Annotated in this window: 4 protein-coding genes; 3 read left to right on the forward strand and 1 reads right to left on the reverse strand. The window is 49.5% G+C overall.

The window, feature by feature from the left end:
* Nucleotides 1-711: thiamine pyrophosphate-binding protein (locus tag PHU49_14455; protein MDD5245207.1), on the reverse strand; the 711-nt coding region annotated here is incomplete at its 3' end.
* Nucleotides 712-1,120: 409 nt separating this feature from the next.
* On the opposite strand from PHU49_14455, the gene PHU49_14460 reads away from it, so the two are divergent.
* The 3 genes from PHU49_14460 to PHU49_14470 all read left to right on the forward strand — a co-directional run.
* Entirely contained in the window at nt 1,121-2,395 is a 1,275-nt protein-coding gene (locus PHU49_14460) for a hypothetical protein (protein ID MDD5245208.1), read from the forward strand.
* A 32-nt stretch (nt 2,396-2,427) separates the two neighbouring features.
* The gene (glmM, locus tag PHU49_14465) at nt 2,428-3,777 is read left to right on the forward strand and encodes a phosphoglucosamine mutase (GenBank protein ID MDD5245209.1); all 1,350 of its coding nucleotides are present in this window, start codon (nt 2,428-2,430) and stop codon (nt 3,775-3,777) included.
* Between the two features lie 326 nt (nt 3,778-4,103).
* Nucleotides 4,104-5,043, forward strand: a 940-nt coding sequence (locus tag PHU49_14470; protein ID MDD5245210.1) for a PAS domain S-box protein, incomplete at its 3' end; no start/stop codon positions are given.

Consider the following 5,043-nt stretch of genomic DNA (forward strand, 5'->3'; position numbering starts at 1 on the left):
CCCCATGAGCGTCAGCGTAACAGGGATGGAATTCTTTCTCGCGAGGCCGGCAAGATGTTTTGCGGCTCCGGAGGCCGTTATCCCTCCTCCCGCGTATATGAGGGGACGGTCCGCGTTGTTGATCACGCGCGCGATCTCGTTGATCGTGTCGTCGTCCATCCCGTAATGAGCCGACGGCGCCGGCACGTCGGGCCAGGCGTCGAATTCAACCTCCTGCAACTGGATATCTCTGGGAACATCGACGAGCACCGGGCCTGGCCGCCCGCTTTCGGCAACGCGGAAAGCCTCTCCTATTATGTAAGGCAATTCCCGGGCATCCTTTACAAGGTAATTGTGTTTCGTGATACACATCGTCATCCCGAAGGTATCGACCTCCTGAAACGCATCGGTCCCGATCATAGAGGTCGGCACCTGGCCGGTGATGGCTACGAGCGGGACGGAGTCCAGTTTCGCGTCGGCGATTGCCGTGATAAGGTTTGTAACGCCGGGTCCTGAAGTGGCAAGGCAGACGCCCGCCTTGCCTGTGGAGCGCGCCATGCCCTGGGCAATGAAACCTGCTCCTTGCTCGTGACGCGCCAGGACATGACGGACGCGGCTCTTGTAGAGGGCGTTATAGATGGGGAGATTGGCCCCGCCGGGAATTCCCGCGACAATCCTCACGTCCTGTCTTTCCAGTGCTTCGATGATCATTTCGGCTCCGTTTTTCTTCATGGCCCACTCCTTTTTTGGAATAAAAAAAGCCCCTGACGGTTTGCACCGCCAGGGGCTTACAGGTCACCTATGTCAGGACTTACCCGAGACCCGTCGGTGCAAATTGACACACGACGACGACAAGCACTACGACGACGAGCAGGAGGGTATTGTTTATCAGATTAGCGGGAATTGCCTTCAGGGTCTCTTTGATCACATCGGCCTCGCACATGGTGCAATAATATATAAACGAATGCGGCCGAAGTCAAGATTTTCTTAGAGAACTGTCAATACAAAATAGAATGTCCTGTTCTCAGCAAAGTAAAAATGTCCGGTTTGGTTACCCGTGGCCGGTGAGGCGATGTTGTCCTGCCGGGGTATGCCGGTATTGACATGGAAATGAGAGAAGTGTTACTTTACAAATACTTATATGGTTTATACGGAAGCTCACGACAATCTTAAACCGCGATGCTACGATAAGGTCGTTCAACTGATCAGGAAAGGCGTCGATATCCCGAACCCGTTAACGCTGGATCTGGGCGACGAGGTAAGCGTTGAACATATATCCGGGAAGGATGTCAGGATATACCCCGGATGCAGGATCTACGGTGAACAGACCGCTATATCTGCGGGCGCCCGGATCGGCTACGAAGGACCTGTCACGATCGACAACTGCCAGTTGGGGCCCGGAGTTGAGCTTAAAGGTGGATATTTCAATAAGTCTGTATTCCTGGAGAAGGCGAACATGGGTCTGGGGGCACAGGTACGCGAAGGCTGTATCCTCGAAGAGGAGGCCAATGGAGCGCATTGTGTCGGTTTAAAGCAGACGATACTCTTCCCTTTTGTGACACTCGGGAGCCTGATCAATTTCTGTGATTGTTTAATGGCCGGAGGGACAAGCCGTAAGGATCACAGCGAGGTAGGCAGCTCATACATCCATTTCAACTATACGCCGGATGGCGATAAAACCACTGCATCGCTGATAGGCGACGTACCGAGGGGCGTGATGCTTAATCAGCCCGCGATCTTTCTCGGCGGCCAGGGAGGCATGGTGGGTTCCTTACGCATGGGATACGGCAACATCGTCGCTGCCGGTTCGATACTCAGAAACGATTTTCCGGTAGACAATAAGCTTATTGTCGGAAAGACTCATTCTCCAAAGACCATTGATTTCACCCCCGGGATGTATGCGAACCTCCACAGGATAGTAGGGAATAATATCATTTACCTTGCAAACCTGGTGGCCCTCGAAGAGTGGTATATCCATGTAAGGCGCCCCTTTCTTGATGCGCAGGAGTTTGGCCATCTTATATATGCCGGCTTGCTGGATAAATTGGCGCTTGCGAAAGAGGAACGGATAAAGCGTTTGCGGATGCTGGCTGAAAAGGCAAAGGTATCTTCTGATGACAGTGCGGGAAAAGAACGGGAACTGGCCGGAAGGAAAGAGTTCCACGAGAAGTTCATTGAAGTAGAAGGGTTGTTCACGGGCAGCATAGAGAGCGATACGATTGAGAAAGACCGTGATGATTTTCTTTCTTCTTTTGATAAAATATCGGGCGGAAGCGGAAAAAATTATATAGCGGCAATACAGGATATTCCTGCTCATATTTCCGAAAAAGGTGTTGTATGGCTTCAAGGGATTGTTGATACCTTTTGTGAAAAGGTGAAAACAATCATGCCGTCGCTCAATATGTTCGGCAAATGATCCTTAAGATCTATACATAAGGAAGAACTATTATGGGTAAACTGTTTGGTACCGATGGAGTGAGAGGAGAAGCGAACCGCTATCCAATGAACGCGGAGATTGCCTTTGCAATAGGGCAGGCAGTTGTCTATCTTTTAAAAAAAGAGCATCACCGTCCAACGATAGTTATCGGAAAAGATACGCGGATCTCCGGTTATATGCTTGAGGGCTCTCTTGAGTCAGGGATAACCTCGATGGGCGGCAACCCTTATCTGCTCGGGGTTCTACCGACCCCAGGAATAGCTTTCATTGCGCAGAGTATGCGCGCCGATGCGGGGATTGTTATTTCGGCTTCCCATAATCCATATCAGGATAACGGGATCAAGATCTTTTCCGGCAACGGCTTCAAGCTCTCAGATGAACAGGAAGAGACGATCGAGGATTTGGTATTCAGCAATACGCTTCACGGCCTGGTGCCGCCGGTCAGGGATATGGGGCAGGCATTCCGAATGGAGGACGTGCATGGCCGTTATATCGTTTTTTTAAAGAATACCTTCCCGAGAGATTTATCCATGGAAGGGATGAAGGTCATCATCGATACCGCCAATGGCGCTACGTACAAGGTTGCCCCGGATACGTTCTGGGAGCTGGGCGCAGAAATAGAGGTCATCCACAATACCCCCAACGGCATCAATATAAACGATAGATGTGGTTCACAGTATACACGGGATCTGAAAAGAAAGGTCATTGAAACCGGCGCCGAAATCGGGCTCGCCTTTGACGGTGACGGCGACCGCCTTATTGCCATAGATGAAAAAGGGCAGGAGATAACCGGTGACCAGATCCTGTTTATATGCGCTGCCATGCTGAAGGAACAGGACAAATTGAAGAACGACCTCCTGGTGAGCACCGTAATGAGCAACCTGGGGTTGCGGATCGCGTGCAGGCGATACGGTTTCAAATACCATACGTCAAAGGTCGGAGACCGGTATGTTCTGGAGGATATGGTGCGGTTGGGCAGCGTGATAGGCGGGGAAGAGTCAGGCCACATGATATTTCTTGATCACCATACCACGGGTGATGGTATTGTCACCGCCATGCAGCTGATTGCCGCCATGGTCAGGTCAGGTAAACCCCTGTCAGAGCTTGCAAAGATGGTGGATATTTATCCGCAGAAACTGATCAATGTGGATGTACAGAGTAAGCCTGACGTCGCAACGGTGCCCCGGATCATAGAGGTGATCCGGAGGGTTGAGAAGGAACTTGGAGATGACGGTCGTGTCCTTGTCCGTTATTCAGGTACCCAGAATATGTGCAGGGTCATGGTTGAAGGGCCGTCCGACGGGGTGACGGAAAAGTATTGCGAAGAGATCGCCGACGTTATAAAGAATGCCCTTGGATAAAAACAGGTGAAGTTGTGACGCTCCTTTCAATAGTCGTTCAATGATTATGTAGTACACCCAATTATACAGATAATATCAGCGGTGCCAAAGGGAAGCTTCTGCAACAGTCAGCGATCAGTTATCAGCAGATATCGTGAAAAGTGAAACGTGAAAGGTGAAAAGCTTAAACATTTTACCTTTTACCTTTCACATCTCACCGGTTCTCGCTCCAGCGATAGTAGAAAGAAAACCTGTTGCAATAAACATTTTTGCTGGTATTATTTAACATGGACAGGAAAGATGATATGTTTTGAAGGGTTTTTCCTTCCTGCGGGGGTTGGTGCGGGATGAAAGAAAGAAAAACGAAAGATCAGCTCTTGCAGGAATTATCCGCATTACGCGAGCAGGTAGCACAATTAAAAAGGTCCACAAGCAAGCATAAGCAATCTGATAAATCTTCGAAAAAAGATGAGACAATCTATAAAACCGCCGTTGATAACTCCAATGATGGGATTATTGTCCTGAGTGGTGATAAACGTCTCTACTGCAACAAAAAGTATCTTGAAATTTTAGGTTTTAAAAACCTGGAAGAGATTGCCGAAGCGCCTCTCTACTCTTTTGTCCATCCCGATGACCGTAAGATAGTGATGGACCATGCCGGAAGGAGGCAGCAGGGAGAGCAAGCCCCGACACGGTATGAATGCAGGATGATAAAAAAGGACGGCTCAATAGTCCATGTTGAGATCTCGGCCTCCAGCATCATGTACAAAGGCAAACCGGCCTCCTTCGGATTCGTCAGGGATATAACCGAATACAAGGAAACAGAGAAGGCCCTCAGTACAAACGAAGAGACGCTGCGGGCGCTGATCCACGCGACCAATGAAACCCTGTTCCTGATCGACACGGAAGGAACGATCCTCGTAGCAAATGAAACATTGGCGAAACGAGTGGGTAAAAATGTCCGGGAGCTGATCGGTACCTGCATATATGATTACTTAGGACCGAAAGCAGGCAAAACAAGGAAAGAAAAGTTTGACAAGGTGGTACGTACAGGTCAGCCGGTCCATTTTGAGGATGCAAGGGCCGGGAGGTCCTATGATACATTTGCCTATCCTGTTTTTGACGAAAAGAAAAAGGTGTCACGGGTAGCTGTTTTTGGCATCGATATTACAGAGCGTAAAAAGGCAGAGAAAGAATTAAAAGACAGTGAAACCAAATACCGGACACTCTTTGAATATGCCAACGACGCCATATTCCTCATGAGCGGAGATACCTTCATTGACTGTA

This window comes from Syntrophorhabdaceae bacterium (genome assembly GCA_028713955.1).
GTDB lineage: Bacteria > Desulfobacterota > Syntrophorhabdia > Syntrophorhabdales > Syntrophorhabdaceae > UBA5609.

What these genes read in the sequence shown, in the direction of transcription:
- glmM (MDD5245209.1), top strand. Translation starts at nt 2,428, where the DNA reads ATGGGTAAACTGTTTGGTACCGATGGAGTGAGAGGAGAAGCGAACCGC.
- PHU49_14460 (MDD5245208.1), top strand. Translation starts at nt 1,121, where the DNA reads ATGGTTTATACGGAAGCTCACGACAATCTTAAACCGCGATGCTACGAT.